Source organism: Aeromicrobium panaciterrae, assembly GCF_039537165.1.
Lineage (GTDB): Bacteria > Actinomycetota > Actinomycetes > Propionibacteriales > Nocardioidaceae > Aeromicrobium > Aeromicrobium panaciterrae.
In genome coordinates this window covers 51,516-68,074 of sequence record NZ_BAAAZZ010000002.1, presented here as the reverse complement: position 1 = coordinate 68,074, position 16,559 = coordinate 51,516, and the positions used below count along the sequence as shown (strand labels likewise).

The window sequence follows — 16,559 nt, the reverse complement described above, 5'->3', positions numbered from 1 at the left end:
GAGCGACATGTCTGACGATCGACGCCTCGACGTGCTCCGCGCCATCGTCGAGGACTACGTCGCGACCCAGGAGCCCGTGGGCTCCCGCTCGCTCGTCGAACGCCACCATCTCGGTGTCTCGCCGGCCACGATCCGCAACGACATGGTCGCGCTGGAGGACGAGGGCTACATCACCCAGCCCCACACCAGCGCAGGTCGCATCCCGACCGACAAGGGCTACCGGATGTTCGTCGACCGGCTGGCCACGGTCAAGCCCCTGTCGCCGGCTGAGCGCCGCGCGATCGAGACGTTCCTGACCGGAGCGGTCGACGTCGACGACGTGGTGCAGCGGAGCGTACGAGTGCTCGCGCAGCTCACCAACCAGGTCGCGATCGTGCAATACCCCTCGCTGACCCGTTCGACCGTCCGGCACATCGAGGTCGTTGCGCTCGAGGGCTCACGCGTGCTCCTGGTGGTCATCACCAGCAGTGGACGCGTCGAGCAGCGCATCGTCGAGCTCGTCGAGACCCCCAGCGACCAGCTGCTGTCCGATCTTCGCGCGCGCATCGGCCGGGCCACGCTCGGCGAGCGGCTCCCCGAGGCGTCGCTGCGACTTGCCGACATGATCGAGACGTTCGACGTCAACGACCGACCCGTCGTCACCGCGATCGTCACGACCCTGTCGCAGACCTTCACCAATGAGCGCTCCGACGAGCGCATCGCCGTCGGAGGCGCCGCCAACCTCGTACGGTTCGGCAGCGACTTCGACACCGCGATCAGGCCGGTGCTCGAGGCGATCGAAGAACAGGTGGTGCTGCTCAAGCTGCTCGGCGAGGCGACCTCGGGCCTGACGGTCCGCATCGGCGCCGAGACCGGCAACGACAGCCTCGTCGGCACTGCCGTGGTCTCGACCGCCTATGGCGCCGACGACCAGGCGCTCGCGACACTGGGCACGGTCGGACCCACTCGCATGGACTACCCCGCAACCATGGCCGCCGTGAGCGCCGTCGCCCGCTACGTCGGGCGATCGCTGGCGGACACCTAAATCACCACACAGACTGAACCCACTAAAGAACCCAGGACTCATGGCACAGGACTACTACGCAACACTCGGCGTCGGGCGCGACGCGACTGCGGAAGAGCTCAAGAAGGCCTACCGCAAGCTGGCGCGTCAGCTGCATCCCGACGTCAACGATGCACCTGACGCCTCCGAACGCTTCAAGGAGATCACGGTCGCCTACGAGGTACTCTCCGATCCGCAGAAGCGCGCGACGTTCGATCGTGGCGGCGACCCGTTGCGCGGTGGCGGCCCGTCCGGTTTCGGCCAAGGGTTCTCGTTCGACGACATCATGGATGCGTTCTTCGGCCAGAACACCGGCCGCGGACCGCGTCCGCGCACGCAGCGCGGCCAGGACGCGCTGCTGCGTCTGACGATCGACCTCGCCGAGGCCGCGTTCGGCGTCGAGCAGGAGATCAAGGTCGACACGGCGGTCACCTGCAGCACCTGCAACGGCAGCGGTGCCGCGGCCGGCTCCGAGCCGGTGACCTGCCGTACGTGCCACGGCCACGGAGACGTGCAGCACGTCCAGCGCTCGCTGCTCGGTGACATCCGTACGTCCCGGCCGTGCCCCACGTGCCACGGCTTCGGCACCGTCATCCCCGAGCCGTGTGCCGAGTGCGCCGGCGAGGGTCGCGTACGTTCGCGTCGCTCCATCTCGGTCTCGATCCCTCCGGGCGTCGACCACGGCACCCGCATCCAGCTCTCCGGCGAGGGCGAGGTGGGTCCCGGTGGCGGACCGGCCGGAGACCTCTACCTCGAGATCAACGTGACGCGACACCCGATGTTCACCCGCAAGGGTGACCAGCTGTTCTGCCAGGTGACATTGCCGATGACCGCTGCTGCACTCGGTGCGCACCTCGATCTGCCGACGCTCGAGGCCGACATCGCCGACGCCGACGAGGGTGCCAGGACCGTCGCCCTCGACGTCGCCGCCGGTACGCAGTCGGGTGACACGATCACGATCAAGGGCAAGGGGGTGCCGCGCCTTCGCGGGTCGGGACGTGGCGACCTCAACGTGCAGGTCATCGTCGAGACGCCTTCCCGCCTGGACGACGAGCAGCGCGACCTGCTGGCACAGCTCGCCAGGCTCCGCGACGAAGAACGGCCCGAGGCGCTGATGGGTGTCAACCACAAGGGTGTCTTCGGCAAGATCAAGGATGCGTTCAAATGACCAGCACCGATCCCGACTGCCTGTTCTGCAAGATCGTCGCGGGCGACATACCGGCCGACATCGTGCGCGAGTCGGAGCACACGATCGCGTTCCGCGACATCAACGCGCAGGCGCCGACCCACGTGCTCGTCATCCCCAAGCGTCACGAGCCCGACATCGGCAGCCTGGCCGCGGCCGACCCCGATGCCGCGCTCGCGCTGCTCCACGAGGCCAGGGCGATCGCCGACACCGAGGGCAACGGCACCTACCGCCTGGTGTTCAACACCGGGGCCGATGCCAACCAGACCGTGTTCCACTGCCATGGACACGTGCTGGCCGGCCGGTCCATGGGCTGGCCCCCCGGCTAGCTCGTTCAGTCCTGCGCCGCGAGCCAGGTGGCGAAGTCGGGTCCGGCGATCACCGCATCGGGACCCGGCAGGCACGCGCCGGCCGCCATGGCCTCGCTCTGCACGGAGGTCTCGATCGTCACGTCGTCACCGCGGTGTGCCGCGACCTGACGAACCAGGTCCGCGAGGTCTTCCGCCTTCGGGCCGGCGAGCTCGAGGCGTGTACGCGTCTCGCTGCCGTCAGCCAGGGCGAGCAGCAGCTTGGCGATCTCCTCGACAGCCACGGGCTGCGTCTTCATGGCGGGCAGGCTGACGGTGTCGCCCTGCCGGTTCCACTCCAGCATCTGTGCCGGGAAGTTGAGGAACTGAGCGGCCCGGAGGATGCGAGCGCCGGGGGCGACGTCGGAGACGACCTGCTCCTGTGCCAGCTTGGCCACGTAGTAGCCGTAGTCGGGCATGGTGTCGACCCCGATGATCGAGAGCACGACGCTGCGGGAGACTCCTGCCTGGTTCGCGGCCTCGCCGAGGTTGCGGGCGACGGTGGTGAAGAACGTCCGCGCCTCATCCCCGTCGATCCCGGGGCTTGCGGTGACGTCGACGACTGCGTCGACGCCGGCGAGGCGCTCGGCCAGGCCTTCGGGGTTCAGCAGGTCCACACCGTTCTCGCGGGCCAGCCCCACGACCTCGTACCCGGCGGCGGTTGCTGCTGCGACGACGTTGCGTCCGACCAAGCCGGTGGACCCGGCAATTGCAATGCGCATGTTCTAGCTCCTCTTCCGTAACTAAGACAACTTTTGTCCGAGTGGATCCGATCATACTCAGATAACTCTTGTCCGGGTATAGTCGGGTGCATGAAGATGTCAGCGGGCGTTGAATGGGCGTTGCACTCGTGCACCGTGCTCAGCACGTCCAGCGAACCCGTTCCCGTCAACAAGCTGGCCGAGCTGCACGGCGTCTCACGGACCTACCTCGCCAAGCACATGCAGGCGATGTCGCGAGCCGGGATCATCCATGCTGTTGAAGGACGTGATGGCGGCTACCAGCTGTCGCGCCCGAGCACGGACGTGACGGTCTACGACATCGTCCGTGCCATAGACGGTCCAGAGGCCGCATTTCGTTGCACCGAGATCCGGCAGCAGGGTCCATTGCCCACGACCGGTGAGGCATGCAAGGTCCCATGTGGCATCGCGAAGGTCATGGCCGCGGCTGAGCGGGCCTGGCGCGACTCCCTGCGGTCGGTCACGATCGCCGATCTCTCGGCCACGGTCGACGCCGACCTGCCGGGCACGTGGGACACCGTGCGTCAGTGGCTCTCGGGTGCCGCCGTCTGAGGAATTCGCGCGGGGTCGCACGCGTTGCGTACGATTGACGCCACATGACTGATGACACCGCACCTGCCCACACGTTCACGATTCCGTCGAGCGTTCCGGCGGTTTCCCTGCTCGGGCCTGCCGATGAATTCTTGCGCCTCATCGAAGATTCCTTCGAGGCGCGCATTCACGTGCGCGGAAACACGATCACGGTCACCGGATCGCCGGCCGAGGCGGCCATGGTCGAGCGCCTGCTCGACGAGCTCGTGACCATCGTGCGTACGGGCCAGCACCTGACCCCCGAGACGGTCGAGCGCAGCATCACGATGCTGCAGACCGAGACGGAGGAGAAGCCCGCCGAGGTCCTCAGCCTCAACATCTTGTCCAACCGTGGCCGCACGATCCGTCCCAAGACGGTCAACCAGAAGAAGTACGTCGACGCGATCGACAAGCACACCATCGTCTTCGGCATCGGCCCTGCCGGCACCGGCAAGACCTACCTGGCGATGGCCAAGGCCGTGCAGGCCCTGCAGGCCAAAGAGGTCACCCGCATCATCCTCACGCGCCCCGCGGTCGAGGCCGGTGAACACCTGGGCTTCCTGCCGGGCACGCTCGGCGAAAAGATCGACCCCTATCTCCGCCCTCTCTACGACGCGCTGCACGACATGATCGACCCCGAGACGATCCCCAAGCTGTTGGCCTCGGGCGTCATCGAGGTCGCACCGCTCGCCTACATGCGCGGTCGCACCCTCAACGACGCGTTCATCATCCTCGACGAGGCGCAAAACACCACGCCGGAGCAGATGAAGATGTTCCTCACCCGACTCGGCTTCGGCTCGCGCATGGTCGTGACCGGCGACGTGACGCAGGTCGATCTGCCGAGCAGCGCCAAGAGCGGTCTGCGCATCGTGCAGGACGTGCTCGAAGACGTCCGCGACATCCACTTCTCCGTGCTCACGGCGTCAGACGTCGTACGTCACAAGCTCGTCGGTCGCATTGTCGCCGCCTACGGCGAGTACGAGGCGGGTGCAGAGACGCATGAACGTCGACGTACTCAATGAGTCCGGCGCAGACGTCGACGTCGTCGCGCTGACCCGACTCTGCCGGTTCACCATGCGGCGGATGCGTCTGCACCCTGCGACCGAGCTGACCCTGCGTCTCGTCGACCCCGAGACCATTGCCGTGCTCAACAAGCAGTGGATGGACAAGGACGGCCCGACCGACGTCCTGTCGTTCCCCATGGACGAGCTCACGCCCGGTCGTGAGGGCGAGGAGAGCCCCGAGGGCTACCTCGGCGACATTGCGCTCTGCCCGCAGGTCGCCGAGCAACAGGCACCCGCCGCCGGCCACACGACGCAGGACGAGGTCAACCTGCTGACGGTGCACGGCATCCTGCACCTGCTGGGCTACGACCACGCCGAGCCTGCCGAGCACAAGGAGATGTTCGGCATCCAGGGCCGCGTGCTCCTGGAATGGCAGCAGGCCGCCGAGGGCGTCGACCCCGAGAGCGCCTGATGGTCCTGCCGATCGTCGTGTCAGCCGTGCTGGCGGTGGTTGCGGGCCTGCTGGTCAGCGTCGACGCCGCACTGTCGTCGTTCTCCAAGGCGCGCGCCGAGGAGCTCGAGGACGAAGGTCGTGGCGGTGCGGCCCGGCTGGTCCAGATCCTCCAGGACCCCGCGCCCTACCTCAACTCGGTGCTGCTCGTGCGTGTGCTCGCCGAGACCTCGAGCATCGTGCTGGTGGCGTTGGTCGTCGCTGACGACCTCGAGGGGCTCTGGACCCGGTTCACGGTGGCGGTGGCGATCATGGTCGTCGTCAGCTTCGTGCTGATCGGTGTCGGACCTCGTACGCTCGGCCGCCAGCATGCGGAGTCGATCGCCCTGCGCTCCACGCTGCCCGTGATCGCGCTGACAAAGCTGCTGGGTCCGTTGCCCAAGCTGCTCATCCTGTTGGGCAACGCCGTCACACCCGGCAAGGGATTCAGCGAGGGACCGTTCGCCTCCGAGGTCGAGGTCCGCGAGCTCGTCGACCTCGCCGCGGCCAGCTCGGTCATCGAGTCCGAAGAGGGCAAGATGATCCAGTCCGTCTTCGAGCTGGGCGACACGATCGTCCGCGAGGTGATGGTGCCGCGTACGGACCTGGTGTTCGTCGAGAAGAACAAGACCCTCCGCCAGGCGATGTCGCTGGCGCTGCGCAGCGGCTTCTCCCGCATGCCGGTCATCGAGGACAACCTCGATGACATCGTCGGCATGGCCTACCTGAAGGACGTCACCAAGCGCGTCTTCGACAACCACGACGCCGAGACGACCGAACGTATCGAGTCACTGGCCCGAGAGGTGCTGTACGTCCCCGACACCAAGCCGATCGACGACCTCCTCAAGGAGATGCAGGCGCAGCGCACCCACGTCGCGATTGTCGTCGACGAGTTCGGCGGCACGTCGGGGATGGTCACGATCGAGGACATCCTCGAGGAGATCGTGGGCGAGATCACCGACGAGTACGACTCCGAGCCCGAGGAGGACGAGGAGCTCGCCGATGGGTCGTGGCGACTCAGCTCGCGGTTCGAGGTCGACGACCTGGAGGACCTGTTCGGCATTCCGATCGAGGACGAGGACGTCGACTCGGTGGGCGGCCTGATGGCCAAGCACCTCGGCAAGGTGCCGATCCGGGGGAGCGTCGTCGAGGTGGAGGGCCTACGGTTTGAGGCCGAAGGACCCACCGGCCGACGCAACCGCATCGGCCGCGTGCTGGTCAGCCGGCTGGAAGCCGCGGAAGGGAACGACCATGACTCTCAGTGACGAGGACGCCAAGCTCATCACGCTGGCGCGCTCAGCCAGGGCGCGCACCAACGCCCAGCACGGTGCGGCGGTGCGAGACCAGGACGGCCGTACGTACGCCGCGTCCACCGTGGTCCTCGGCGCGATGCGTTTCGACGCCCTCGACCTCGCCGTCGCGATGGCAGTGTCGTCCGGCTCCAAGGACATCGAGGCGGCCGCACTGGTCGCCGAGCGGCACCCCGAGCCGATCGTCGACGGCACCGCCGTACGTGACCTGTCCGGGCACGGCATCAACGTCTACATCGCCGATCCCGACGGTGACGTCATCCGCGTGGGAGTGACGTGAGCACGTTCCGTTCCGGATTCGCCTGCTTCGTCGGCCGGCCCAACGCCGGCAAGTCGACGCTGACCAACGCGCTGGTGGGCGGCAAGATCGCGATCACCTCGTCCAAGCCGCAGACGACGCGTCATGCGATTCGCGGACTGGTGCACCGCGAGGACGGTCAGCTCGTGCTGATCGACACGCCGGGCCTGCACAAGCCGCACACGCTGCTGGGCGAGCGCCTCAATGCGCTCGTGCGCACCACGTGGTCCGAGGTCGACACGATCGGCATGTGCCTGCCGGCCAACGAGTCGGTCGGCGAGGGCGACAAGTTCCTCATCCGCGAGCTGGCGCAGATCAGCCGCAAGCCGGTGTTCGCGATCGCCACCAAGACCGACCTGGTCAAGGGTGACAAGCTGCGCGACCACCTCCTGTCGATCCAGCAGGCCGGCGCCGATGCGGGCCTGCAGTGGCAGGAGATCATCCCGGTGTCGGCAGTCTCCGGCGAGCAGGTCGACCTGCTCGCCGAGCTGCTGGTCAAGACGTTGCCCGAGGGCCCTGCGCTCTACCCCGAGGGCCAGCTGACCGACGAGCCCGAAGAGACCCTGATCGCCGAGATCATCCGCGAGGCTGCGCTCGAGGGCGTACGTGACGAGCTGCCGCACTCGATCGCCGTCGTGGTCGACGAGATGGTGCCGAGGCCCGATCGCCCCGCGGACAAGCCGCTGATCGACGTACGCGTCAACGTCTACGTCGAGCGCGACAGCCAGAAGGGCATCATCATCGGCAAGCAGGGCGCCCGTCTCAAGGAGATCGGCTCCAACTCGCGCGCCCAGATCGAGGCGATCCTCGGAACGCCGGTCTACCTCGACCTCCACGTCAAGGTCGCCAAGGAATGGCAGCGCGACCCCAAGCAGCTCCGCAAGCTCGGCTTCTAGCGCTTGTGCCGTGTCCGCAGGCCGGCAAGCCCGCAAACTCCCGGTACACCTAGTGTGACGTGAGGCCCTGAGTGCGGTAGATGCGGATAGTCGCGCGACATGCCGGGCCTGTACGGTGGACCGGCCAGCGCCACGCCTGGCACTCACGGGCGACGCCCGTGCCGCTTGGGGCGGTCCCGCCTTGGACCCGACATGCGCACAGATCAGGGTACCTTCTACGGCGATCGGACCGTTGGCGATCGAACGCCCGCACGTCGGGCCGTAGACCGCAGGGACCAACGGCAGACGGCAAGCCCGCAAACTCCTAATACACCTAGTCGGGTTTGTGCCGAATCTCAGCGGGACCATAGATAGGCAACGCCGGTACTGAGCAGTCCTACGATGACGAAGGCGGGCACGAGAAGAATTGCTGCTCGCGCTATTGCCCGTTCCTCCATCACTGCTCTCCAACCATGCCTTCGAACGATCACGAACGAGCAGGCGGCCGAGATAGCCAGCGTGGTCAGGAGCAAAGGCAAGACATCTTGCACGAGAGCGACACGCGCTCGGTTGAACGTAAATTCGGTCGCACCCAACTCGTCTGCGAGTCCCTGAAACCCAAACAGCAGCGAATACGCGAGCCCGATGACCTGCAAAGCGAACTGGACGATGCTCGCGAACGCGAGAGCAGTCAAACCCCCCAATGCCCAAACATGCCTTGCTGGCCGTAGTTGCTCGGTCGGAGCGATGCTCATGGATCGAATGTACTCACCGCCTGCGTGTGCGGCTGGGATTGCACGAACTTCTACCCAAAGCTGGCTGCATTGGGCAAGCCGGCATGTGTTCACGCTCCGCCGACTTTAGGCGGCGCGGGGTTGTTGTTTGGTGAATCTGGTGTGGCGTCTGGGTTGTTGGTTGGGGTCGACTCTTCGGGGTGGGATGACTTCGATGACTCCGTCAGCTGCCATTCGGGCTGTCCACTCGCCCTCATGGAGCTTGACGTGGTGGAAGTGGCAGAACAGGGTCGCGTTGTCGAGGTCTGTGGACCCCTGTTCAGACCAGAAGTTCAGGTGGTGGGCTTCGCACCAGGCGGGTGGTCTGTCGCAGCCGGGCCAGACGCAACCACCGTCGCGGACGGCGAGTGCAAGTCTTTGGTGGCGGTCGAACAACCTTTTGGTCATGCCGTGGTCGAGGACCCGGGACTCGGAGTCGAGGTACAGGGCGACGAGGTGCGCGTTGCACGCCAGTCGCTGGGCTTTGGTTGAGCTGATGGTGGTGCCTGACGTGTTGGTCGCAACACCACGCCCGGTGCGGAGGTCATCGATGTCGACCGTGACCGCGACGGTGGCGGCCAGTCCACCGGCTTTGGGCAGTGACTCGGTGGGCAGGTGGGTGATCAGCTCAGCAAAGGCGAGCCCCATCCGCTGGGCACGGGGCAGGGCGTTGAAGTCATCCACACCGTGGCGGGTCTCGTTCAGACTGGACCGTCTGGGGGCGATGATCCCTTCGATCGCAGCCTGCAGGACGTCGGCGTCGGGGAGCTTGAATCTGCCGTCCGTGGTGCCATCACCACAACGACGCATCGTCAACCGGGTGGCGTCCCACGCGCGGGCTTCTTCGGCCTGGAGCTTCTTGCCGAGTAGTTCGTCGGCACCGTCGGGGTCGATGACCTCCATGACGTGGTTGGCCAACCTCTTGAGGTCGTCGAGGTTGTGTTCACCCGCCAGCTCAATCAGGTGTTGTTCGGCGTCGGCGCGTTCTTCGTCACCAACCCACTCAGGAAGCGCGTGGATGGCTTTCATGATCACACCCGCCTGCTCCGTGGTGACGTCACCGCGCATCCACGCAGCACCCGTCAGCTCGGTCGTCACCTTCGACAGGCCCACGAGCCTGGCTGCCTCACCCTTGTGGATCCCGGTCAGGTTGGCCAACCACGCGGTCGTCGAGGTGGCGCCGTCATCTGTGGCGAGACCCATGTCCTCGGCCGCACCAGCCACCCGGGCCAGGGCCGCATCCATGGTGGTGCGGGCCTTCTGCAGAGCGATCGCAACCTCACGAACCTCAGAACCGGTGAGTGTCCATGCTTCGAACGTGGCGAGGTCGTCGGTCAACGACTCAAGCTGCTCGATCAGCATCTTCGACCCCCCGGTCAGTCTTTGGAACGTATGTTCGATTCTATCCAGAAACGCCCACCGGACGCAAGAGGATGACCCAACTATTTCACTGAAATAACAGTGAAAACCTGTGGATAACTCGCCGGACGATTCGGGCTTGTGGAACCACGGAACGGAGGCCGCAGCGTGTCACCAACCAACATCCCATCGGGGGCGATGGTCCAGAAGTACCTACTGAGCTCGGCGCCCTCCTGCGGCAAGCCTTCCGACCTCACGGCGAACCCCGCGACAACGTGACACCCCGCCGCGAGGGCCTGGGGCAGACTGGCGACATGGACGCGGCGGAGGCCCTCAAGGAGATCGGGTTCTGGCTCGAGCGTGAGCGTGCCGTGAGCTACAAGGTCGAGGCGTTCCGCAAGGCGGCAGGGATCATCGACGGCCTCTCGGCCGAGGAGCTGGAGAGGCGGCTCGAGAGCGGCGCCCTCAAACGTACGAAGGGCATCGGCGACCGTACCTTCGCCGTGATCAGGCAGGCCGTCGAGGGCGATGTGCCCGACTACCTCGCCGACCTGCGATCGCGCTCGACCGAGCCGCTCGCCCAGGGTGGAACGGCGCTGCGGGCCAAGCTCCGCGGTGACCTGCACAGCCACTCCGACTGGTCCGACGGCGGATCACCCATCGAGGAGATGGCGCGTGCTGCGCACTGGCGCGGCCGCGAGTACCAAGTCCTGACGGATCACTCACCGCGGCTGACCGTCGCCAACGGTCTCACTGCCGAACGCCTCGCCGAGCAGCTCAAGGTCGTCGCGAAGGTCGACGCGTCGTACGACGACTTCCGCCTCCTCAGCGGCATCGAGGTCGACATCCTGGACGACGGCAGCCTCGACCAGACGGACCGCATGCTCGACAGGCTGGACGTCGTGGTGGCCAGCGTGCACTCCAAGCTCAAGATGGACTCGATCGGCATGACGCGGCGGATGGTCAACGCGGTCAAGAATCCGCACACCAACGTGCTGGGCCACTGCACCGGGCGCCTCGTCCAGGGCTCGCGGGGCAAGCGCGACCAGTCGAGGTTCGATGCCAAGAAGGTGTTCGCCGCCTGTGCCGCCAACGACGTCGCGGTCGAGATCAACTCGCGGCCCGAACGCCAGGACCCTCCCGACAAGCTGATCGCCATGGCGCTCGACGCGGGCTGCCTGTTCGCGATCAACACCGACGCCCATGCACCGGGGCAGCTCGACTTCCTCGACTACGGGGCCGAGCGCGCCGACGCCAACGACGTACCGGCCGATCGCATCGTCACGACCTGGCCGGTCGACAAGCTCCTCGACTGGTCACACGCCAAGCGCTGATGCTGCGAGCTCGCGCACGTCATCGATCGTGATCTCGCTCGCCGTACGACCCGTGACCTCGTCGTAGACGTCGATCAGGCCACCCAGGTCCTTGACCATGCGGCGAGCCCGGGCTGGACCGTTGCCGCAGTCGGCTCGGCACTCGCCCGACCCCGCGATGCGGTGCGCGATCACCAAGGCCGTGAGTGCGTACGCCTCTGCGGCCTCGAGCTCGGGCGACAGCGCGAACGGGAACATGCGGGCTGCGCCGACGTGGAAGTCGACGTGATCGGGATCGAGGTCACCGGAGGACAGCGGGAACGCCATGGCCTCCGCGAACGCCTGGCGCACGTCGTTCTCGTCGCCGGTGCGACCGATCCACGACTCGGCGCGCTCGACAGCGGCCAGCGCCTGGGCGCGCGAAGCCGGCTCCAGCAGCGAGATGAGCTGGCGGGCTTGCGCGATACGGAGCCGGGCGCGGATCTCGGGGGAGTCGTCGGCGGTGCCGAAGAGCCGCCCGATCAGGGGCACCAGCCGCGCACGGTCGCTCTCACGCAACAGGTCGTTGGCGGTACGCGCCTCGTGGGCCAGCAGCGGATGCGTGCACTCGGGGCGGTCGCTCCATTCCTCGCCGGCGAGCAGGGAGACGTACTCCATGACGCAGGCCTCGCCGTGCTGGGCGTCGTGGGATCCGGCCGACAGGGTCGGCAGGGCATCGGGGATCTGCATGCCATCGATTATCTCCCAGGCAGCCTGACGTCAGCCTGATAATTCGCCGTGCGTTTGGTGCGGGTTTGACCCGGTGTGACTACCATCACGTATGGAGTTTGAGACAGCCTCTCGAGCCATTCTCGCCAACATCGAGAAGGTCATCGATGGCAAACCAGAAGCGGCCGAAGCCGCGCTCGTCGTGTTCCTCGCCGAAGGCCACCTGCTGATCGAGGACGTCCCCGGAGTCGGCAAGACCGTGCTCGCCAAAGCGCTCGCCCGGTCGGTGAGCTGCTCGGTGCGCCGCATCCAGTTCACGCCCGACCTGTTGCCCTCCGACATCACGGGTGTCTCGGTCTACAACCAGGCCGATCGCGAGTTCGAGTTCAAGCCCGGCGCGGTGTTCGCCAACATCGTGATCGGCGACGAGATCAACCGCGCCTCGCCCAAGACGCAGTCGGCGCTGCTCGAGGCCATGGAGGAGCGCCAGGTCACGGTCGACGGCACGACGTACGAGCTGGGCAGCCCGTTCACGGTCGTCGCGACGCAGAACCCCTTCGAGATGGAGGGCACCTATGCGCTCCCCGAGGCGCAGCGTGACCGTTTCATGGCTCGCATCTCGATGGGCTACCCGTCGCCGGCCGCCGAGCTCGAGATGGTGCAGGGTCGCGACACCGCCAACCCGTTCGACCTGCTCGACTCGGTGGCGTCGATCGAGGACGTGCAGAGCATGATCGCCGCCGCGCGTGCGATCTACGTGTCGCCCGCAGTGGAGCAGTACGCCGTCGACATCGCCCAGGCGACGCGCGATGACGCCGAGCTGCGTCTGGGCGCCAGTCCCCGTGCCACGCTGCAGCTCGTCCGCGCCGCCAAGGCCCGCGCCGCGGTGCAGGGGCGTGACTTCGTCCTCCCCGATGACATCGACGTGCTGATCCCGGTCGTGCTGCCGCACCGCCTGATCCCGATGCGCGGAGTGGCCAGTGCGGCCGATGTCATGGAACGCATCGTGGCCGAGACGCCGGTGCCGGCTGGGGCTGTCCAGCCGACGTGAACAGATCGGTCGTCCTCACGAGTCGCGGCATCGGCTTCCTGGTTGCCGCAGTGGTCTGCTTCGTCGCCGCACCGATCCTGTCGCTGCCCGCGCTGCTGTACGTCACGGTGCTGCTGGTCGGGCTCGTGGTGTTCTCGACCATCTTCGTGTTCGGCGGCCACTCCAACGTCCGCATCGAGCGGTCGTTCTCGCCGCAGGTCGTCGGCCCGGGTCTCACGGCGAAGGCGACCGTACGCGTCACCAACCTCTCGATGATCCCGTGCCTCGAGGCGCAATGGGCCGATGTGCTGCCGTCGGGCATCTCGGGTGACGCTTCGGGCACGCTCCCGGCGCTGGGCGGAAGTCGCCAGTCCGACTCGCGGGTCTCGTTCTCGTACGCCCTGCAGGGTCTGCGACGCGGGCGTCACCCGATCGGGCCGCTGAAGGTGCAGGTGCTCGACCCGTTCGGCCTCGTCTACCGCAAGCACTCGTTCGGCGCTGAGGAGCCGTTGATCGTGCTGCCCAGGCGCATCGACCTGTTGGCCCTGGCGCCGCGTGGCGAGAGTGACGACGGGGCGACCCGGCCCGCTCCGCAGCACGTCGGCGTCGGAGACGACGACGTCATCGCCCGCGCCTACCTCCCCGGGGACGCCATGAAGCGTCTCCACTGGAAGGCCACGGCCCACCGCGGTCAGCTGATGGTTCGCCAGGAGGAGCAGCAGATCAACCCGCGAGCCGGCGTCTTCCTCGACTGCGAGCCGCGCTCGCAGGGCACCGCGCGCGACGGCAAGGGCGTGTGGGAGCACTCGCCGACGTTCGAGTGGGGCATCGTCGCGGCGGCGTCGATCGTCCACCACCTCGCCCGCAACGGTTATGTCGTGTCGTTCCAGACCAGCAGCCCGGCGATCGATCGTGAGATCTCCGACGGCCAGGACTCCGTCGAGGACGCCATGGTCGACCTGGCGGTGCTCGAGCCCGACGAGACGGAGCACAACAGGTACATGGCGCCGGAGCGGGCCGCCTTCGCGATCCTCGGACGACTCGACATCCCGCGCGCCGAGCACTGGATCCACGCGGTGGGCGGAGCCCGCGACGTGCACGCGTTCGTGGCGTCCGGCACGTCCGCGGCCGCGCTCGACGTGCTCGACGGCGCCAGGTGGAAGGTCGTCACATACCGTCCCAACGACGACCTGGCCGCCATGTGGATGCTGTTCGACGCTGCGAGGGCGCGTGCTTAGGCCCGCTGCCAGGACGACGGCCCGCCGTACGGTCCGTGCGGTGTGGACAGATCATGTCCTGCTCGCCGTTGCGCTCGCGGTGCTGCTCTGGGGATTCACGACTGTCATCGAAGGACGTGAGTGGTACGTCTCGGCCCTCCTGGTCGCCACCCTCACGGGCGCGACGTGTGCCGTGCTCCGGTCGGTCGGGGTGCGCCGCGTCGCGCCGGTCGCGATCCTGGTCGAGCTGCTGGCACTCGCGTGGATCTTCGTCCCGTCGACCGTGATCGGCTTCATCCCCACGCCTGACACGCTCGTCGAGCTGGGGCGGATGCTGGGGCGAGCCCAGACCATCATGGTCGAGGAGCGTGCCCCGGTGGCCGCCGCCGAGCCGGTCATCCTGGTGATCGCCGCATCGTTCGGCTTGCTGGCGATCCTTGGAGACTGGCTGCTCGAGCATGCGCGCGCCGCCCAGACGATCGGCGTGATGTTCACGGCGATCTTCGTGGCTCCGGCGCTCACGGCCGGCGACACCCCGGCTCTGTGGATCTTCCTGGCCGTCGCGGCGTTGTGGCTCGTCTTCCTCCGTACGCGCACCCGTCAGCGCACCGGCCCTGGCTGGAGGAGTCTTTCGCCGGCTCTCATCGTCGCCACGCTCGCGCTGGTCGTGAGTGCGTTGCTGCCGCCGGTGCTACCCGACATCCGCGCCGTCGCCGCGTCGTGGGGCAAGGCGCCCACCCCGGTGTTCGGCCGCGGCATCAACCCGATGCTCGAGCTTGGGCAGAATCTCCGCCGCAACAGCACGTCGTTGGCGCTCACCTACACGACCAACTCAGGGTCCGCGTCCTACCTCAAGGTCTCGACGCTGCGCGACTTCTCCGGCAAGACGTGGAAGCCGGGCGAGTCGATCGCCAATGACCGTTTCGAGGGGCAGATCGGCCTCGACCCCGACGTCAAGACCACCGAGACGAGCACGCGAATCACGATCAAGAACCTCCGCAGCTCGCTGGTCCCGGCGCCCTATCCCGCGCTGGGCATCTCCGGCCTCAAGGGTCCGTGGCAGATCCAGCGGATGGGGCTGACGATCCGTTCCGCGCGCGACGACACCCGCGGCCAGACCTACACCGTCGACAGCATCAAGATCGCACCAACTGCCGACCAGATGCGGGAGTTCTCGAGCAAGTTCCGGCCGTCACTGGAGTCCTACCTGGTCCTTCCGGACAAGATGCCCGACGTCATCGCCGACACGGCCCTCGACGTCACCAAAGACGACTCGACCGACTACGACAAGGCGATGTCGCTGCAGAACTTCCTCCGCAACGGCAGCTTCCGCTACTCCGAGACCGCACCGGTTGCCGACGGCTATGACGGCAATGGTGTCGACGTCATCGCCCAGTTCCTCGACAAGAAGCAGGGCTACTGCGTGCACTTCTCGTCCGCCATGGCGGTGATGGCCCGTACGCTCGGCATCCCGTCGCGCATCGCGGTCGGCTACGCCCCCGGCGACGTCGTCGACACCCGTGGCGGCCGGAACGTCTACGGCAACACGTCGGACGACCTGCACGCCTGGACCGAGCTCTACTTCGAGGGCGCCGGCTGGGTCGGTTTCGAGCCGACTCCCGGCGTGGGTTCCGCCACCGCGTTCGCCGAGGCCAACGGCACCCCCACCGAGTCGACGGGCAACGAGAGCGACGCGACCCAGCGTCCGGGCGGTCTCGACGGCCAGGAGTTCGGATCGGCCGGCACCCCGACGACGGCACCCGAGGACACCACGACGACCCGCACGTTGATCGCCACGGGCTCCGGCCTGCTGTTCCTCGGACTCGCGCCCCTGCTGCTGCGCCGCCTTCGCCGCATGTGGCGCATGCGCGGCTCGGCCCCGGACGCGTTGTGGCGCGAGCTGGAGGACACCGCGCAGGACTACGGAGTCCCGACCTCGCGCGGCGACACCCCGCGTGGTTTCGCCGCCCGGTTGCGGGCGCGCCAGGGCGTCGACGTCGAGGCGCTCGACCGGTTGCTCCGGCAGGTCGAGGCGGCCCGGTTCTCGCGCACCGGCGAGCACAGCACCGATGTCGCGGACCTGCGGTCCGTCCTCCACTCGCTTGCGGCCTCGGCCTCGCGGGGGGAGCGCCTGAGGGCCGCAGCGCTGCCTCGTTCGCTCGCGGGCCGGAGAGCCTATGTGGTGCTCCGACCTGAGGTGCTAGCCTGAATCCATCATGCGGATGAAGAGCCTGCTCCTTCGTTGCCGCGTCGAGGTCCTCTAGGTCGGACCCCTCGGCGCGGAGTTTGTCACGTAC

The 16,559-nt window shown here is 67.3% G+C and carries 17 protein-coding genes; 13 read left to right on the top strand and 4 right to left on the bottom strand.

All coding sequences use genetic code 11. The features are described from left to right. Window positions 1-7 precede the first annotated feature (7 nt). Genes hrcA through ABD683_RS00770 form a run of 3 tightly spaced genes read left to right on the top strand, consistent with a single transcriptional unit; the run spans window position 8 to window position 2,557 of the window. The gene (hrcA, locus tag ABD683_RS00780; RefSeq protein ID WP_344766455.1) at window positions 8-1,024 is read left to right on the top strand and encodes a heat-inducible transcriptional repressor HrcA; all 1,017 of its coding nucleotides are present in this window, start codon (window positions 8-10) and stop codon (window positions 1,022-1,024) included. 40 nt (window positions 1,025-1,064) lie between these two features. Next, entirely contained in the window at window positions 1,065-2,210 is a 1,146-nt protein-coding gene (gene dnaJ, locus ABD683_RS00775) for a molecular chaperone DnaJ (RefSeq protein ID WP_344766453.1), read from the top strand. Next, the gene (locus ABD683_RS00770; protein ID WP_344766451.1) at window positions 2,207-2,557 is read left to right on the top strand and encodes an HIT domain-containing protein; all 351 of its coding nucleotides are present in this window, start codon (window positions 2,207-2,209) and stop codon (window positions 2,555-2,557) included. The genes dnaJ and ABD683_RS00770 overlap by 4 nt, the downstream gene beginning before the upstream one ends. A gap of 5 nt (window positions 2,558-2,562) precedes the next feature. Here the strand turns inward: ABD683_RS00770 and ABD683_RS00765 are convergent, their stop codons facing one another. Continuing rightward, complete coding sequence (locus ABD683_RS00765; protein WP_344766449.1) at window positions 2,563-3,297, bottom strand: SDR family oxidoreductase; 735 nt, start codon at window positions 3,295-3,297, stop codon at window positions 2,563-2,565. Between the two features lie 90 nt (window positions 3,298-3,387). Here ABD683_RS00765 and ABD683_RS00760 point away from each other — a divergent pair, with 90 nt between their 5' ends. The 6 genes from ABD683_RS00760 to era are packed head-to-tail and all read left to right on the top strand — an operon-like array spanning window position 3,388 to window position 7,883. Next, complete coding sequence (locus tag ABD683_RS00760) at window positions 3,388-3,867, top strand: RrF2 family transcriptional regulator (RefSeq protein ID WP_344766447.1); 480 nt, start codon at window positions 3,388-3,390, stop codon at window positions 3,865-3,867. 44 nt (window positions 3,868-3,911) lie between these two features. Continuing rightward, a complete protein-coding gene (locus ABD683_RS00755; protein WP_344766445.1) occupies window positions 3,912-4,907 on the top strand; it encodes a PhoH family protein in 996 nt (331 codons plus the stop codon). Then, a complete protein-coding gene (gene ybeY / locus ABD683_RS00750; protein WP_344766443.1) occupies window positions 4,885-5,361 on the top strand; it encodes an rRNA maturation RNase YbeY in 477 nt (158 codons plus the stop codon). The genes ABD683_RS00755 and ybeY overlap by 23 nt, the downstream gene beginning before the upstream one ends. Continuing rightward, a complete protein-coding gene (locus ABD683_RS00745) occupies window positions 5,361-6,644 on the top strand; it encodes a hemolysin family protein (protein WP_344766441.1) in 1,284 nt (427 codons plus the stop codon). The genes ybeY and ABD683_RS00745 overlap by 1 nt, the downstream gene beginning before the upstream one ends. Beyond that, the gene (locus tag ABD683_RS00740; protein ID WP_344766439.1) at window positions 6,631-6,969 is read left to right on the top strand and encodes a cytidine/deoxycytidylate deaminase family protein; all 339 of its coding nucleotides are present in this window, start codon (window positions 6,631-6,633) and stop codon (window positions 6,967-6,969) included. Before ABD683_RS00745 ends, ABD683_RS00740 begins: the two co-directional genes overlap by 14 nt. Beyond that, window positions 6,966-7,883, top strand: coding sequence for a GTPase Era (era, locus tag ABD683_RS00735; protein WP_344766437.1), 918 nt, complete (start codon window positions 6,966-6,968; stop codon window positions 7,881-7,883). The genes ABD683_RS00740 and era overlap by 4 nt, the downstream gene beginning before the upstream one ends. A 335-nt stretch (window positions 7,884-8,218) precedes the next feature. On the opposite strand, the gene ABD683_RS00730 is transcribed toward era, so the two are convergent. Next, entirely contained in the window at window positions 8,219-8,617 is a 399-nt protein-coding gene (locus tag ABD683_RS00730) for a hypothetical protein (protein WP_344766435.1), read from the bottom strand. Window positions 8,618-8,722: 105 nt separating this feature from the next. Beyond that, window positions 8,723-9,997, bottom strand: a complete 1,275-nt coding sequence (locus ABD683_RS00725; protein WP_344766433.1) for an HNH endonuclease signature motif containing protein — start codon at window positions 9,995-9,997, stop codon at window positions 8,723-8,725. A gap of 311 nt (window positions 9,998-10,308) precedes the next feature. Here ABD683_RS00725 and ABD683_RS00720 point away from each other — a divergent pair, with 311 nt between their 5' ends. Beyond that, window positions 10,309-11,328: a PHP domain-containing protein gene (locus tag ABD683_RS00720; RefSeq protein ID WP_344766431.1), complete on the top strand. Its 1,020-nt coding sequence runs from the start codon at window positions 10,309-10,311 to the stop codon at window positions 11,326-11,328. Here ABD683_RS00720 and ABD683_RS00715 read toward each other — a convergent pair. After that, entirely contained in the window at window positions 11,311-12,036 is a 726-nt protein-coding gene (locus ABD683_RS00715; protein ID WP_344766429.1) for a hypothetical protein, read from the bottom strand. The two genes, ABD683_RS00720 and ABD683_RS00715, sit on opposite strands and share 18 nt — an antisense overlap. 91 nt (window positions 12,037-12,127) lie before the next feature. Here ABD683_RS00715 and ABD683_RS00710 point away from each other — a divergent pair, with 91 nt between their 5' ends. Genes ABD683_RS00710 through ABD683_RS00700 form a run of 3 tightly spaced genes read left to right on the top strand, consistent with a single transcriptional unit; the run spans window position 12,128 to window position 16,471 of the window. Next, on the top strand, window positions 12,128-13,066 hold the full coding sequence (locus ABD683_RS00710; protein ID WP_344766427.1) for an AAA family ATPase: 939 nt from the start codon (window positions 12,128-12,130) through the stop codon (window positions 13,064-13,066). Continuing rightward, the gene (locus tag ABD683_RS00705) at window positions 13,063-14,283 is read left to right on the top strand and encodes a DUF58 domain-containing protein (protein WP_344766426.1); all 1,221 of its coding nucleotides are present in this window, start codon (window positions 13,063-13,065) and stop codon (window positions 14,281-14,283) included. Before ABD683_RS00710 ends, ABD683_RS00705 begins: the two co-directional genes overlap by 4 nt. Window positions 14,284-14,323: 40 nt before the next feature. After that, window positions 14,324-16,471, top strand: a complete 2,148-nt coding sequence (locus ABD683_RS00700; protein WP_344766424.1) for a transglutaminase TgpA family protein — start codon at window positions 14,324-14,326, stop codon at window positions 16,469-16,471. Window positions 16,472-16,559 lie beyond the last annotated feature (88 nt).

Bases quoted from the DNA above. Each gene is read 5' to 3' on its own strand.
- hrcA (WP_344766455.1), top strand. From the start codon at position 8: ATGTCTGACGATCGACGCCTCGACGTGCTCCGCGCCATCGTCGAGGAC.
- dnaJ (WP_344766453.1), top strand. From the start codon at position 1,065: ATGGCACAGGACTACTACGCAACACTCGGCGTCGGGCGCGACGCGACT.
- ABD683_RS00770 (WP_344766451.1), top strand. From the start codon at position 2,207: ATGACCAGCACCGATCCCGACTGCCTGTTCTGCAAGATCGTCGCGGGC.
- ABD683_RS00765 (WP_344766449.1), bottom strand. From the start codon at position 3,297: ATGCGCATTGCAATTGCCGGGTCCACCGGCTTGGTCGGACGCAACGTC.
- ABD683_RS00760 (WP_344766447.1), top strand. From the start codon at position 3,388: ATGAAGATGTCAGCGGGCGTTGAATGGGCGTTGCACTCGTGCACCGTG.
- ABD683_RS00755 (WP_344766445.1), top strand. From the start codon at position 3,912: ATGACTGATGACACCGCACCTGCCCACACGTTCACGATTCCGTCGAGC.
- ybeY (WP_344766443.1), top strand. From the start codon at position 4,885: ATGAACGTCGACGTACTCAATGAGTCCGGCGCAGACGTCGACGTCGTC.
- ABD683_RS00745 (WP_344766441.1), top strand. From the start codon at position 5,361: ATGGTCCTGCCGATCGTCGTGTCAGCCGTGCTGGCGGTGGTTGCGGGC.
- ABD683_RS00740 (WP_344766439.1), top strand. From the start codon at position 6,631: ATGACTCTCAGTGACGAGGACGCCAAGCTCATCACGCTGGCGCGCTCA.
- ABD683_RS00730 (WP_344766435.1), bottom strand. From the start codon at position 8,617: ATGAGCATCGCTCCGACCGAGCAACTACGGCCAGCAAGGCATGTTTGG.
- ABD683_RS00725 (WP_344766433.1), bottom strand. From the start codon at position 9,997: ATGCTGATCGAGCAGCTTGAGTCGTTGACCGACGACCTCGCCACGTTC.
- ABD683_RS00720 (WP_344766431.1), top strand. From the start codon at position 10,309: ATGGACGCGGCGGAGGCCCTCAAGGAGATCGGGTTCTGGCTCGAGCGT.
- ABD683_RS00715 (WP_344766429.1), bottom strand. From the start codon at position 12,036: ATGCAGATCCCCGATGCCCTGCCGACCCTGTCGGCCGGATCCCACGAC.
- ABD683_RS00710 (WP_344766427.1), top strand. From the start codon at position 12,128: ATGGAGTTTGAGACAGCCTCTCGAGCCATTCTCGCCAACATCGAGAAG.